The organism is Brevibacillus choshinensis (genome assembly GCF_001420695.1).
In the GTDB taxonomy this organism is placed as follows: domain Bacteria; phylum Bacillota; class Bacilli; order Brevibacillales; family Brevibacillaceae; genus Brevibacillus; species Brevibacillus choshinensis.
In genome coordinates this window covers 1,527,606-1,541,817 of record NZ_LJJB01000007.1, presented here as the reverse complement: position 1 = coordinate 1,541,817, position 14,212 = coordinate 1,527,606, and the positions used below count along the sequence as shown (strand labels likewise).

General features: G+C 46.2%; 14 protein-coding genes. 3 read left to right on the top strand and 11 right to left on the bottom strand.

Annotated features, from left to right (window positions below):
* Window positions 1-11: 11 nt before the first annotated feature.
* From AN963_RS07410 to AN963_RS07380, 7 genes are all read right to left on the bottom strand, one after another.
* Entirely contained in the window at window positions 12-905 is an 894-nt protein-coding gene (locus AN963_RS07410; protein WP_055743863.1) for an ROK family protein, read from the bottom strand.
* Window positions 902-1,573: an N-acetylmannosamine-6-phosphate 2-epimerase gene (locus AN963_RS07405; protein ID WP_055743862.1), complete on the bottom strand. Its 672-nt coding sequence runs from the start codon at window positions 1,571-1,573 to the stop codon at window positions 902-904. The genes AN963_RS07410 and AN963_RS07405 overlap by 4 nt, the downstream gene beginning before the upstream one ends.
* A 39-nt stretch (window positions 1,574-1,612) precedes the next feature.
* The gene (locus AN963_RS07400; RefSeq protein ID WP_055743861.1) at window positions 1,613-2,473 is read right to left on the bottom strand and encodes a MurR/RpiR family transcriptional regulator; all 861 of its coding nucleotides are present in this window, start codon (window positions 2,471-2,473) and stop codon (window positions 1,613-1,615) included.
* A 194-nt stretch (window positions 2,474-2,667) separates the two neighbouring features.
* Window positions 2,668-3,441, bottom strand: coding sequence for a COG4705 family protein (locus AN963_RS07395; protein WP_055743860.1), 774 nt, complete (start codon window positions 3,439-3,441; stop codon window positions 2,668-2,670).
* A 21-nt stretch (window positions 3,442-3,462) separates the two neighbouring features.
* Window positions 3,463-4,764 (bottom strand): sensor histidine kinase, encoded by a 1,302-nt coding sequence (locus AN963_RS07390; RefSeq protein ID WP_055743859.1) that lies wholly within the window; start codon window positions 4,762-4,764, stop codon window positions 3,463-3,465.
* Entirely contained in the window at window positions 4,754-5,428 is a 675-nt protein-coding gene (locus AN963_RS07385) for a response regulator transcription factor (RefSeq protein WP_055743858.1), read from the bottom strand. The genes AN963_RS07390 and AN963_RS07385 overlap by 11 nt, the downstream gene beginning before the upstream one ends.
* Window positions 5,429-5,548: 120 nt before the next feature.
* Complete coding sequence (locus AN963_RS07380; protein ID WP_055743857.1) at window positions 5,549-6,298, bottom strand: COG4705 family protein; 750 nt, start codon at window positions 6,296-6,298, stop codon at window positions 5,549-5,551.
* A 152-nt stretch (window positions 6,299-6,450) separates the two neighbouring features.
* On the opposite strand from AN963_RS07380, the gene AN963_RS07375 reads away from it, so the two are divergent.
* A complete protein-coding gene (locus AN963_RS07375) occupies window positions 6,451-7,512 on the top strand; it encodes a COG1470 family protein (protein ID WP_236707888.1) in 1,062 nt (353 codons plus the stop codon).
* 69 nt (window positions 7,513-7,581) lie between these two features.
* On the opposite strand, the gene AN963_RS32475 is transcribed toward AN963_RS07375, so the two are convergent.
* Window positions 7,582-7,863, bottom strand: coding sequence for a putative quinol monooxygenase (locus AN963_RS32475; protein WP_055743855.1), 282 nt, complete (start codon window positions 7,861-7,863; stop codon window positions 7,582-7,584).
* A 21-nt stretch (window positions 7,864-7,884) separates the two neighbouring features.
* Here AN963_RS32475 and AN963_RS07365 point away from each other — a divergent pair, with 21 nt between their 5' ends.
* Window positions 7,885-9,075 carry an oxalate decarboxylase family bicupin gene (locus tag AN963_RS07365; RefSeq protein WP_055743854.1) on the top strand — a complete coding sequence of 397 codons (1,191 nt, stop codon included), beginning with the start codon at window positions 7,885-7,887 and terminating at the stop codon, window positions 9,073-9,075.
* Between the two features lie 71 nt (window positions 9,076-9,146).
* Here the strand turns inward: AN963_RS07365 and AN963_RS07360 are convergent, their stop codons facing one another.
* Complete coding sequence (locus AN963_RS07360; RefSeq protein WP_055743853.1) at window positions 9,147-9,935, bottom strand: phosphotransferase; 789 nt, start codon at window positions 9,933-9,935, stop codon at window positions 9,147-9,149.
* A 196-nt stretch (window positions 9,936-10,131) separates the two neighbouring features.
* On the opposite strand from AN963_RS07360, the gene AN963_RS07355 reads away from it, so the two are divergent.
* Window positions 10,132-11,160: a DUF2332 domain-containing protein gene (locus AN963_RS07355; RefSeq protein WP_055743852.1), complete on the top strand. Its 1,029-nt coding sequence runs from the start codon at window positions 10,132-10,134 to the stop codon at window positions 11,158-11,160.
* 171 nt (window positions 11,161-11,331) lie between these two features.
* Here the strand turns inward: AN963_RS07355 and AN963_RS07350 are convergent, their stop codons facing one another.
* Together AN963_RS07350 and AN963_RS07345 are read right to left on the bottom strand one after the other, a co-directional pair.
* The gene (locus tag AN963_RS07350; RefSeq protein ID WP_201783709.1) at window positions 11,332-12,666 is read right to left on the bottom strand and encodes a hypothetical protein; all 1,335 of its coding nucleotides are present in this window, start codon (window positions 12,664-12,666) and stop codon (window positions 11,332-11,334) included.
* 278 nt (window positions 12,667-12,944) lie between these two features.
* Complete coding sequence (locus AN963_RS07345) at window positions 12,945-14,153, bottom strand: CaiB/BaiF CoA transferase family protein (protein WP_236707887.1); 1,209 nt, start codon at window positions 14,151-14,153, stop codon at window positions 12,945-12,947.
* Window positions 14,154-14,212: the final 59 nt, after the last annotated feature.

The following is a 14,212-nucleotide window of genomic DNA, read 5'->3' as shown; positions in this document are numbered from 1 at the left end:
TCCTTTACACTTCATTGTGAAAACATCACACTGCCCGCCCCAAGCAACATGGCACCATCACCCAATGCGGATAAGACGAGAGCAAAATCTAGTGCCGCTGCACGACTGAGCCTGCCAACCACTTTCTCTTCCACGCTAGGCAAATAAGATGGGAGACTTTGCGCGACGCCTCCGCCGAGAATTACTTTACGAGGATTCAAGACCGTAATGAGGGAAGCAATCCCCTTTGCCAAATCGTCCATGTATTCTTCCAGTAAGGCATGCGCTGCCCCATCACCCTCTTGGGCTCCACGGATGATGTCCATACCCGCTTTCTTCACGCCGCTCTTTTCCTGGAAACGCGCCTCTAATGCATGACCGGAGACGTAAGCTTCCAAGCAACCGCTTTTTCCACAGGGACACCGTCGACCATTTGGGTGGAACAACATATGACCCACTTCCCCAGCTGCCCCGTTCGTTCCGCGAACAAGCTTTCCATGTGAAACGATTGCCCCGCCGACACCGGTTCCCAATGCAAGGCAAAGAAAATCCTGCACATCCTTCCCCGCCCCGAATGAAAGCTCACCGAGCGCCATCGCTTGCACATCATTGATGACACGGACAGGAAGCTGGAACCTCTCATGCAATTCTTTTTGGAGATGAATTCCGGCCCAATCTGGAAAAGTCTCCGTAGCTGACAAGATTTCCCCCTGCAATCCTACCTGCCCCGTCGCTCCAACGCCGATGCCGATTATCTCTTCTGTAGAGAGCTGTTGGATAAGCTGAGCTACCCGCTCCATCACTTCCTTTCCTCCGCGCTTCGCTTCCGTCGGCGTTTCCCGAACAGACAGGAGCTTGCCGTCTTCACGGATGACTCCTCCGCGGATTTTTGTCCCTCCAATATCAATGCCAATGGCTTTCTTCATTCCTTCATCCCTTCCAGAAAGCGCCTTGTGATCTCTTGAGGACGGGTAATGGCGCCTCCCACTACCACACAGAACGCTCCCAGTTGCAGAGCTTTTCTCGCTTGCTCCGGCGTATGAATTCTTCCTTCGGCAATAACTGGAATGTGCAGCTGATCTACTAGCCCTCGCAACAAGTCAAAATCCGGATCTTTGCTCTTTTTCTGCATGGTCGCCTGGGTATAACCCGCTAACGTGGTCCCGACCAGATCACACCCCAACTGCTGGGCACGTATCCCGTCAGCCACTGTGGATACGTCAGCCATCACCACTTTTCCGAGCTCCCCTTTGATATAGTGAATCAACTCTTCCAACGATTCTGGTCGGCTCTGTGTCGTCGCATCAATCGCGATGATGTCTGCACCGGCTTCCTGGACAAGTCGGGCATCTTCTTTAGCGGGTGTGATGAAAGCATCAAAGCCTGTTATTTTTCGTTTGTTAATTCCTATGATGGGCAGATCAATGCTAGCTCGAATGGCTTGGATGTCGTGAAAGCCATTGGCCCGAATCCCGACAGCACCACCTTCTTGTGCAGCCCTCGCCATTCGTTCCATAAAATGCGGTCCATGTAGAGGCTCATCTTCCAGCGCTTGGCAGGATACCACCAGCCCTGCCTTCCATTTTTCCAGCATCGTCGTATCCTTTCTTTTTTCAATTTGGTTGGCGTGAGATTAATACGCTTTATCCACGACTGCCTTTGCTGCTTTTTCCCGATAATACAATGCTTTTTCTTTGATTCGCAGGGCTACTCCTGTGTACAGCAAGTCAATCGCATGTAGCTGTGCGATTTTCGCTGCCAATGAACCTCCCTGCAATGGCGTCTCTCTCCCTCCATTCAGTAAGACAACATCGGCCATCTTGGTAATGGGAGAACGAGCAAAGTGTGTACTGGCGATGATTTTTGCCCCATTTGCTTTTGCAATGGTCAGCGCATCCACGGTATCCTTTGTGCTACCCGATACGGAAAATCCAATAGCTAGGTCGTTTTCGGATAAAGTCGCTGCTGCCATCGCCTGATGGTGAGCGTCTAGCAGGGCATCCGCAGAAAGTCCTATCCGCATAAAGCGGCTCTTGGCATCGAGAGCTGTCACACCCGATACCCCTGCACCATAAAAATGGATTTTTTGACTGGATAAGATCAGTTCTATGGCCCGATTCAATTCTTTGCTGTCGATCATCCCGGTTGTTTCCTGGATCGCCTGCACGTTCGAGGCATTGACCTTTTGGATCATGACCTGAAACGGATCGCTTTCGGTAAGGTTACTATGCAAATTGGAGAGGGGGTTGATCGTGTTTTTGGCAAGAGCCAGCTTGAATTCTTGGTATCCTTTGAAATCCAGCTTGCGACAAAAACGCAATACGGTCGTCTCTCCTACATTCGCTTGTTCGGCGAGGTCAGTCACGGACATGTTGAGAATCTCGTCAAATCTCTCCAATACAAAGCGCGCCACTTTCTGCTCGGATTTGGTGAGTGATTTGACATAGCTGTTTATTTTGGCATGAAGTTCATTAATGGCTACTGGAGTTTCCACACTTACCAAACACCTTTCTACAGATCGAATTCTGAATTTTCTATACAATATATGCGGATTGTTTTTGGATATATCCTTTTTTTATTGAAAAAGTGGAGGGAATCTCCAAAATCAATAACCAACCAACGCCAAAAAAGAACCTCTCGATAGGAAAGGTTCCGTTGAAAGTGCGTGATGGCTCACTGTGAGAAGCTTTACCCACGGGTTGCATCTGTCAAATCGGCGTCTTTTTTCGTGCTAGTCAAATAGATGACCAGACCCAAGATCGTTACGAGGAAGAATCCACTCGTCACAACCGTCCCCATCCCAAGCCCCCCCTCATCTCGTGGCTGTGACAAGAAATCGCCCAGAGAGGCTCCAAAAGGTCGTGTCAAAATGTAAGCGACCCAGAAGATCAGCACCGAATTCGCCATACGTCCGTAATGTGCAGCCGCTACGATCGCAATCAGAAGTGCAAACAAGAACGCAGAGATCAAGTAACCAAATCCTAATCCTTCCGCGATCAGATCCCCGGCAGATGTCCCCAACGCGAATGTGAAAAGAATAGCGAGCCAGTAGAACATTTCTCTCCTTATCGTGTTAATGGAGTGAATCGATAAGGACCTTTCAACCAAATACCACAACAGAAAGATTGCCAGCAGTGCTATCGAAAATACAATCGTGGTCGTTTCCAGCTCTACTCCGTAGTTGTCTACGAGATTGTCGGTAATCAAGGTGCCCACTACGCTAATTAGCAAGACAACGCACCAATACATCCAAGGAACATACTGCCTCGCTCTAAACTGGAACACGAGGAAGATGATCAATAATGCACTCATTACTAGCGTCGTCTTAGTCAATCCCCAGCCGAGGTTAAATGTCAAAAAGTCAGCCGCCGTCTCACCTACAGTAGTAGCCATGATCTTAATGATCCAGAAGAATATCGTAACTTCAGGAACCTTGTTTAGTAATTGTCGCTTGTAATCCACGAGTGCTTCCTCCTTTCTTCCTTATGTGAGAGGAAGATAGATGGTGAACGTGCTACCAACCCCTGGTGTACTTTCTACTTCGATGTCTCCCTGATGCGCTTCGACAATCCATTTTGCGATCGCTAGACCTATGCCAGTTCCCCCAGATTCACGTGAGCGATTTTTATCGACGCGGTAAAAACGCCGAAAGATCGACTCCAGATGTTCTGGCTCCATCCCGATTCCCGTATCCGTCACGGTGATACATAGTTTTGTTGCCTGCGACTCCTCTTCCAGAAAGTAGTCTAGTGTGACCTTGCCTCCTGGCTGCGTGTATTGGACCGCATTATTTAACAAAATGTATAGCAATTGTTTCATCCTTTCCAGATCGCCATAAAAGTGAAGTGAGCGATCGGATAGGAGATTCAGCTGGATTTGACTTGGTGGGGTTACATTTTGTATCGATCTCACCACTTGCTCGGCCAACGAGTAAAAATCAAATGTCTCGTAAAACAACGGTTGGGCACCCGAGTCCGTACGAGCGAGGAGCATAAGGTCATCCACTAATTTCGCTGCACTTTTCGCTTCCTTTTGCAAATCCACGAGCAAATCAGAAGAAAAAGAAGACAATTGGTTATTCTCTCCCATATCCATTACTTCGAGGCCTGATTTCAAGATGCTGATGGGCGTGCGCAGCTCATGAGAAGCATCTGCTAAAAATTCACGCTGCAATTGATAGGAGTGAACGATCGGTTTCATTGCCCGCCTTGTCATAATTTGGCCGATGCCAATGGCAATTCCGACAAATAACAAGAGCATTCCAAGCAAAACAGCCAATAGCCACTGAAACATACTCCACAAATAGGAAACATCTTTTCCAATATATAGAGTCCCTGTGCCCCCTCCACTATTGAGCACATGCTTCGCAGCAATGAGGAAGTGTACCTCCTGCTGGTTCCCAACTGAAAATGTGACGTATTTCACTTGGATTCCTTCAGGGCTCCACCCTTTCACCTTGTCCAAGATCAATGATCTCATCTCTGGATTGAACTCATCCCCTACCACCACATCGCCATTCTTTTTCAGAAAATAATTGATGTAGATGCCTTGATTGTTGATAGGGGTGTTCTCTCCCGATTTCCCTTGGGGTTCAACCACGTATGATTCTTCCAGCTCTTGCTCTGTTAATGCTTTCAGCTCCAGTTTTTGTTCATTGTAAACGATGTAGGACAAGACACTGATGGTACCCACAATGAAGAACAACAAAAAAACAATCAGCATGAAGCTGTTCATAAACGTCAGATGGACTCTTGTTTTCCGAAAAATATCTTGGTTATTTTTCAAGGGAATAGCCGACCCCCCGAATGCTGCGAATCATGGTCGATTCCCCATGAGTATCCATTTTTCTGCGCAGCATATTTACGTACACATCTACAGCATTACTGGCGATGTCGGCATCCATTCCCCACACTCTGTCCAAGATCACTTCTCGGGTCAATACCGTCCCTTGATTCCTCACGAGAAGATCTAACAAATGAAACTCTCTGCCCGTTAGTTGAATCTGCTCCCCATTTCGTTCAATAGAATGAGTCGTCCGATTGAGAGAAATTCCTTTTACGGTAACAATCTCTTCCTGAATGGGTGCAAAATTCCGTCGAGAAAGAGCGCGCAATCTCGCAAGAAGTTCATCATGTTCAAATGGCTTGACTAAGTAGTCATCTGCGCCTGCATCAAGTCCCTCAATTCGTTCCTGAAGGGCATCTTTGGCCGTTAGGATGAGGATAGCTCCTGTGTATCCTTCTTGTCGTAATTGCCGACATACCGTGACTCCATCTTTTTGAGGCATCATCCAATCCAAAATGAGGACATCAAAAAACAAATCAGCTGCATGATCATAAGCATCAGAACCATTTGTTACCCATACGACTTCGTGTCCTCCCTTTTGCGTCAACAGATGCACCAGGATCTTTCCGAGGACAAGCTGATCTTCGGCAAGTAAAATTTTCATTTCTTTACTCCTTTATCCGACTTGTCCCACACTATCAAACCCTTTTGTTTCTGCACCCATCATAGTTGAGCAAAATGAAAGGAAAGAAAGAATTGCATTAAAATAAAATGAGAACCTCCCTTACCGATTTACAACTTTAAGTTGCCTAGTGTTCTCCCAGGTTGTATAGGCGATACAACTAAGGAGAATCATAGTCAAAACGAGGGAAGACCCCATTGTCCCCAAATCAAAGCCGCCTTTTTCGCTGGGTTTCGTGAGAAGGTCGCCAAATGTTGCACCAAATGGACGGGTCAGGACAAAGGCGATCCAAAATAGAAATTCACGAGGCATGCGGGTATAAAAGGTAGCCAAAACGACGAGCGCGAGCAATCCTCCGATCAATAAAGCTCCGCCGGCAAATCCCAGACCTGAGCTGTCTGCCAAAAAATCACCTAGAGCCGTTCCAAGTGTATTCGAGAATAGAATCGCTAACCAATAAAGAATTTCCACTTTGGGCGTGCGAATCTCATTGACATTGAGCGTACGCTCCGTAACGTACCAATAGATGAAGATCGCCAAGAGAATACTGACCAAAATCAACGACCCGTTTGCATAACCCAATCCAAGGCTACGATCCATAAAATCTGACATCGTTGTGCCAGCTGTACTGGTCGCCAAAATCACGGTCCAATAAAGGAAGGGATAATAGCTCTTGGCACGTAATTGAGTAAATAGAGCGACTAAGAACAGTCCAAATAAAATCATCGAGCTCACTGCATACCCGACTTGCATCGTCATGGAAACCAAGTCACCTGCTGTTTCTCCCAATGTCGTGGCACAAATCTTCATGATCCAAAAGAAAATCGTAATTTGCGGTAGTTTGTTATTCATTGAAAAAAATCCTCCTCTACGATTCGTACAAGACAATTCGAACTGTACACAATCTCAATTAAGATTACATGAAATGGACCGTTAAAGGTTTTGTTGCCACTCTTTCAGGGAAATGAACAATGGTTACTATCTTCACCGCAGGAGGATTTGCCTTGAGCGCCAAAAATGAACTAGGAAAATTCGTTATCGTAATAGGGATCGTGGTAGGCGTAGCAGTTGGTTCGATCTTTTTCATGAACTCATGGTTTTTCAAAACGAAAAATCTTGCATCATCCGCGAGTGGTACGAATGTGACGACCCCGAAGCCTGCTGAACAAAAGCAGGTTCCAGTAGCAGATCAGCCGATTCCCCCTCCACCGCAACAGGTGGTGAAAAAAGCTTCAACTGAAGTGACTGAGCCTTTCTATACCAAGCTCAAGGATGGAGAATATGTGGGTGTATGGAACCAAGAAGGAACAGAAAAACAGATCAGTCTTAATATGAGCAGTGAGGAAGTCAAGATGCTCCTTGGGAATCCAAATTCTGAATCTTACGAGGATGGCGAATCGAGGTATCTGTGCTATCAATACGGTTCATTGTCAATCTATTTTGAGGACGGAAACCAATCCATTTCCTTTCTGACATATGAAGACAATGATGTACTCTTGACGAAGAATTGGCTCACTGCCCTGGATAAAACGCAAGATACAGGGGATGTCGATTTCTATCAGTCTCCTTCGGGTTACACCAGTGTAAAGGTCGATCATATACCTGATGCGAAACGAGTAATCGTCTATTTACAAAATCAATACACGACGACAGAACAGGCTCAACCGTTGAATGATCCACCACAGACAGTGGCTGTCGTACCACCACAACAAACCGCTGAATCCCAAAAAGAAACCTCCAAATCAAATGCGAATGGAAATTACTCCATGCATCCGGGCGAAGAGATCATCATCGAGGATTTTCAGGTAACAAACAGTAGTCCTTATCACACGGCAAAATACGATATCGACATCAACTACCACTTTGCCTTTAATAATCCAAACTGGGTAAAGGTCATTACGAATCCGGAGAAAAAGCTGGAGCTGATGCCGGGTGAAACAGGCACCATCCAGATCAAAGTGAAAGCTAGCAAACACGCTCCGAAAGCCAGTTATCGATACATCATTCTGCTGAAACAGGGATGGCAAGCAGAAGCGAACAAAGAATTTACCGTTGACGTTCAATAGCTCTCCCTTTCCTTCATGCACAAAAAAAGTATACCCCTCTGTATTTGCGAGTGGTGTACTTTTTTGCTTCTATTCAACATTACTCGATGGTTTGTAACCGATATACTTCCCTCGATGCAAGTAGATCAGCAATGCTCTCTCGATACTCTTGATAGAATGAGCATGGCGAGTGAGTGCCTCATTGTCCTTCCATACTTCGTAGAGAACATAGGTGGAATCGTCTATTCCTTTGTGTAGATCATACTGGATGCAGCTTGCCTCTTTTCCTCTACATAGGTATCCCGAATAATAACCAAGCACAGAACCATATTCATTGATATTGAAGAGCAACAAACCATTGCTGATGAGCATATTGTCAAAGGAGGATGTTGGATGGGAAAGGTCCCACCAGAAAAAGATCGACCTGTGCCTGAACCGATGCGAAGCGATGGTACCGGATGGATCGACCAAGGACCAAGAAATATTGCTCGGGATCGACAAAATCCCAACATGCTTGTTCCCCCTGTCACCGACTACGGCCTACTCCCGAATTTAAAATTTTCTTTCTCCGACGCTGTAATGACGTTAAATCACGGCGGATGGTCCCGTGAAGTCACGGTACGAGACTTACCCATCGCAACGACCATGGCAGGGGTCAACATGGCCTTGACACCTGGGGGTGTTCGCGAGCTCCACTGGCATCAACAAGCTGAATGGGCCTACATGCTGCTGGGAAGGGCGCGAATCACGTCTGTTGATCCTGCTGGTCGTAATTTTATCGACGACATCGGTCCAGGAGACTTGTGGTATTTTCCACCTGGCATCCCTCATTCCATTCAAGGACTGGAGGAAGGTTGCGAATTTTTGCTTGTTTTCGACGACGGTCACTTTTCCGATTTGAATACGTTATCCATTTCTGATTGGTCTGCCCATACTCCTAGAGATGTCCTCTCTGACAACTTTGGAGTACCCGAGTCTGCTTTTGCCGATATTCCCCCCAATCAAGTCTACATTTTTCAAGGAGAAGTTCCAGGACCGATAGAGAGCGATGAAGTCGATTCTCCCTATGGCACGGTTCCCTTGAGCTTTTCCCATCGTTTATTAGCCCAAAAACCGATTATTACCCCTGGTGGGAGCGTCCGTATCGTCGATTCTTCCAATTTCCCGATTTCCAAAACCATTGCTGCAGCATTAGTCGAGATCAAGCCAGGAGCCATGAGGGAGCTGCATTGGCACCCAAATAACGACGAGTGGCAGTATTATCTTACTGGTCAAGGACGGATGACGGTCTTTGCGGGGAATGGCATCGCGCGCACTTTTGATTACAGGGCTGGAGACGTTGGGTATGTTCCTTTTGCCAATGGCCACTACATACAAAACACAGGGAATGAGACATTATGGTTTTTGGAGATGTTCAAAAGTGATCGGTTTGTCGATGTATCCTTGAATCAATGGATGGCGCTCACCCCTCATGATCTCGTCTCCGCGAATTTGAATGTGGGGCATGAATTAATCGATGCGCTACGAAAAGAAAAATGGCCGGTCGTGACCTATCCCGGGTTTCACTATGGTACGGAGAGGTAACCGCCAGCGAATGCAGTGAGGCTGCCGATTCCTTTCGATTCGGCAGCCTGTTCCACGTGTCATATCGTTAATCATGTATCTATATTCCAATCATTTGCATGCCTTCGAATGAACGCTATATCCTCCTGATAATGTAGAAGATGACCTTCCTCGATCATTTTTTGAAAAGCACGGTGACCTTCCTTGGCTTTTCGAGTCATCGTCTTGCATAGCCCATCTAATCGCAACAATATCATCTCGAAATAATCTTCTGGAACCTTTTCTCCGTACGCTTCCAAAAACAGCTTTACCCTTGCTCTTCTTCTCTCTGCGTGCAAGGAAGTATCGTAAAAGATTTTCTCGCCATCTTCCCCCAGATGGAATCTGCTTAACGGCACACATGTATAGAGGGTATAGGCGATGTCCCACAATCTGGGTCCCGGTCCAGCAACGTCAAAATCTATGATTCCGACAGGCTTTTTGTCTTTGAAAATAATGTTATAGATCGCAAAATCGTTGTGGCACATGACCTCTGCATGTTGAGGGGCATTGTCTAAACGCTGCCAGCTGGAATCGAAGGGAAAGTCTTGTACGGCATCATGATACCATTGTTGCATCTTGGCTATACCGATCAAGGCTTCATCAGACCACATGTACTCTTTTAGCGGATAATTACCTACCTCACCTTCGATGAATGACAGAATTTCACGCCCTTGCTCGTCAATGCCTAAAAATCGAGGAGAAAAAACGAAGCCTTTCTTTTCCAAGTGCTGAAGCAGTCTGTGAATGTTCGGGCTTTCCGCCTTTATATCACGTCTCACTGTATTTCCTACTCGAAAAACCTTGGATACGTTTCCTCCGGTTAGTAGCTCATCCTGCATCAACACAAGCCTCCTCCCTTGACTTCCTCACGGTCTTTTGTCGATACGGATGTGGATTCGTCCAGCACAACGGAAGAATTGGGTTACACAGTGTATATATGATAAATATTTTCTATATCGTCAACAAAAACATTCAAATATTATTTATCGAAATGTGGTGATACAATACCATTAATAGGGATAAGGAGGAACTGCATTGGAGACAACTCTAATATCCGATCGTTTTAAAGTGTTCGCAACTAGAGAATGCAAAGGATCAAGCATCTTGTATGAACACCTTTCAGAAAAAATTGCCGCTGACGATGAATTGCTTCAATTGGCTTCCTATGTTAGACAAGGGCAACCCGTTCCAAATCTTTTCTTCGGTGCGGTTCATTATCTATTACTGAAAGGGAAGAGCCATGAATTAAGAGAGTATTATGGTAGCATTGTAAACAATCCGAGGGATGCTGTAACAGCGTTTCCTTATTTCAGAGACTTTTGCCTAAAATATCAGCATGAAATCATTCAGATAATAGAGAACAAACTTGTTCAAACAAACGAAGTTAGACGATGCTCTTATCTGTATCCAGCTTTTTGTTATATTTATGAGAAAACCAAGAGACCATTAGCGTTAATAGAAATTGGAACAAGTGCGGGGTTGCAACTTCTTTGGGATAAGTATTGTTACTCCTACAACTCCGATGAAGAAGTATACGGTGAAGCACTTTCAGAACTGAGAATTGAATCGGAAATGCAAGGGGCTAGACCACCTTTTATCCTTAAACAAAGCCCGCCCGTTTCCACAAGGATAGGAATAGATTTGCATATTAATGATCTCAACAATCCTGATGATTATCTTTGGCTAAAATCATTAATATGGTCTGATCATACAGAACGCATTGCAAATTTTGATAGAGCTTCTCGATGTTTTAAAAAGCAATCTTTAGAGTTAATTGAGGGCGATGGTGTGAAGCTACTCACTGAAATTGCTTTAAAAATTCCCCAGGATTCTGTGGTATGTGTGTTTCACACGCACGTAGCTAATCAAATACCAAACCAAGACAAATATGAGTTAATAGAACGCATTAAAAAACTTGGTGAAGAAAGAGATGTGCTTCACCTATACAATAATATGTGGGATTTAGGACAATTCCACCTTGATTACTATTTAGGCGGTAAGGAATACAATGAAACGCTGGCGGAAACAGATGGACATGGACGTTGGTTTAAATGGAACCATTGAGTACTCTAACAAGAAATAGTGATATTTAGTATAACCGCCTTTTCATTTGGGCGGTTTTCTTTTGTTCGAGATTCAAGATTCGACAATATTATAACAACTTTCAGATAACTTCCGTTCAATAACACGCCACCCCGTGCGTGCTCCCCACCATTGACCCATTCAAAATTATCGCTACTCGTTTTTTTTGATCCCATGCCATCTCTCTAAATGCTCCGCATGTGTGCGCAAATAACTGTGCGGGCCGAAAAAGCGGTCGTAATAATCCAGATCCAAGTGGTGCGACTGCAAGTACATCAGACTGTAGATTGATGGAATCGTCGCAGGAAATTTACCATAGGTGTCAAAGATGTATTGCGCTTGTAGCGCGACCAGTGAGCGAAAGCGCTCATCGTAGACTTGTGCACTACTACGTACATGTTGACTCTCTTTCCACGGACCTGGCGTATCTGGATGAAATGGCCCACCTGGACCAAACTTCCGGTCAGCATAGGCGTCGATCGCCGCACGCATAGTTGGGTAATGCGGTGGGCAATAGGCTGTGAATACCCCCTCCAGACCCGTTGCATTCGGGAGTGACCACCGTTTATCCTGATCGTATCGAAATCCCAGACCGGGTACTTGAGGATCACCGCTTGCACCCAGCACTGTCAAACGATCAATGCCATCGAACATCCAGCCTCCCAACCCAATCGCTTGCTGCATCAGCATACCCGCATACGTAGAAGTCGCAAGCTCCGCACTCAGTTCTGCGATGGAGTATTGATCCAGAAACGTCAGTGGGATTGGATTCTTCAAGTCGACCCTATCTGCATATTCCTCGATACCAGGAATGGAGCTACCGTTGATGTCATCATAGATACTCAAGCCGTTCTGCGCGTAAAAACAAAGATTTGCTATCGTGTGCTGAGCCAAATCTCCTACAGGGAACACGAGAAACGTCCCCGGCTTATTCGCAACCCAAGAATTATGTCCTTCCATATAAGGTTCGTAATTGGGGATGTGCAGACGGGTATCCGACAGTTTACGAATGCGACCACGCAGGGCTTTGAGCAGCTCGAGCAGACTGATTTTGCCTTCGCTATCCTTTCCTACCAATGGTGCCGTATCGCGTGTGGAATAATAGTAGGTTCCCGTGTCATCGGTAAAAAAGAGATCGGATGTATGAAACCCAGCAGCGGAAGGAAAGGTACGGCCACTCGCTGAGCCCGGATAATTGGAAAGATGCGGCTTGTAGCGCTCGTGACGGGTAATCGAATGATGCCATCCGGTTACGCCACCCATTGCAGCGAGAATCAGCAGTTTTTCCAGATCATGAAGTGGCAGCGGTTCGTGTGCAGACTTGTACGCCAGCGGTCCATCCGGAATTTCCGCCCCCCGAAAGAAGCGACGGGAACGACGGCCGAACAATGCTTCCACAAGCGGAAACTGCACCAGATCTTCTAACAAACCCACATCGATTTCCAAATCATCCAGGGATGCAAACGGTAGGTCTTTTTGAATACTCATGTTTACTCCTCCTGCGGTTTCAATTATTCGACAATAAAAAAGACACCTTTCTTCCCCTCTATCATTGAGCAGGAAAGGAAAGGCGTCTCCAGTCTTCTGGTCGACAGGGCTCTTTCAATCCATATAAGATTAGTATGAATTAATAATTTGCACTATTCCTTGCTTTTCCTACCAGGTCAACCTCCTTTTTTCATGGAGTCTTTTTGAATCTGTAAGCCTCGGTCTCACTACCCAAGGCTCTTCCTATATTTGACCGCAAATGTAAGAAAGCGTTACGGCTATCTGGATACCTCAGGCTTATTACCGATCACCTTTTTCTCTCTCCACTCCACGATCTGTGCGGAATCGATCCCCAGTTCACTCAGTACCTCGTCCGTGTGCTCACCCAAAAGTGGTGGATGTCTGCGGACCTGTGCCGGTGTATCCGATAGCTTGACCGGAAAACCTGGCATTTTCAAGCTTTTTACAACCGGATGCTCGACCTCAAGCACCATTTCTCTCGCCAGCACTTGCGGGTGATTCAAGACTTGATCAATCGTATGAATTGGTCCGCAGGGAACACCGACGCCGTCTAGCTTCTCCACGATTTCCTGCCGTTCCATTGTCGATACTCGTTCTTGAATGATCCGGATTAATAACTCGCGGTGGGCGACCCGTTCATCGTTGGTACAAAAGCGCGGATCTTCTCGCAAATCATCCCAGCGCAATGCCTGACATGCCTTTTCCCATAATCGGTTGTTCGCAATCGCTAGAATGATTTCTCCATCTTTCGCGGCAAAAGCCTGATAGGGCACGATCGAAGGATGAGCCGTTCCTAGGCGACCTGCTGGATTTCCCGTTGCAAAATAACTAGTGGCCAAATAGTTCAGGAGAACAACCTGACCGTCCAATAGACTCACATCAATAAACTGACCTTTCCCTGTTTTTTCACGGGCGATCATGGCGGATAAAATACCGTATATCGCGAACATCCCTGCATTCATATCTACGATCGACGTGCCGACCTTTACTGGAGATCCGCCATTCTCCCCTGTAATGCTCATTAATCCGCCATACCCTTGAAGAAGCAGGTCATAGCCTGCTCTGTTCTTCTCTGGACCTGTGCGTCCAAAACCTGATACCGAGCAATAAATCAACCGTGGGTTCATTTCTTTGAGTTGTTCGTAGCCCAGCCCTAGCTGATCCAATGTGCCCGTGCGGAAATTCTCCACCAGCACATCAACGGTTTTGGCCAACGAAAAAATGATTTCTTTGCCTTCCTTCGACTTGAGATCGACAGTAATACTTCGTTTGTTCCGGTTGGATGCCAAATAGTAGCTGCTAATTCCATCCCAGGTAGGGGGCGTAAAACTTCTCGTCTCGTCTCCTTGCTCAGGCTGCTCCACCTTGATGATATCTGCCCCCATATCTCCGAGCAGCATCGTACAAAATGGTCCAGCCAGCGTCCTCGACAGATCCAGAACACGAATACCATCTAATGCCTGCAAAGAGCTTCCTCCTCCAAACATTTTTATATGCACCTGCGTCTTTTTGAAGATTCAATGAG